This window comes from Rhizobium sp. RHZ02, from assembly GCF_014851575.1.
GTDB lineage: Bacteria > Pseudomonadota > Alphaproteobacteria > Rhizobiales > Rhizobiaceae > Rhizobium > Rhizobium altiplani.
Genome location: NZ_JACUZX010000139.1, coordinates 1 through 214, shown reverse-complemented (window position 1 = coordinate 214; position 214 = coordinate 1). Strand labels below are relative to the sequence as shown.

General features: G+C 65.0%; 1 pseudogene. It reads right to left on the bottom strand.

Features of this window, described 5'->3' with window-relative positions:
* Positions 1–214 (bottom strand): annotated as a pseudogene (locus IB244_RS33325) (IS5/IS1182 family transposase); the annotation flags it as partial.

Here is a 214-nt window from a genome sequence, read left to right as displayed (position 1 = left end):
TGGGCGGGGTCGGGTTGCGATAGCCGGTGACACCGAGGATGGTGCGGTCCTCCAGCCCCTTGGCGATGCCGGACGTGGCATAGCCGGCATCCAGCCCGACAGCACCGACCTCGAAGCCGAACCGCTCCCGCTGGCGGTCCAGCCGGTCGAGATAGACGATACTGTCATGCACATTGGCGGGCGTGACATGGGTATCGGTGATGATCGCAAGCTT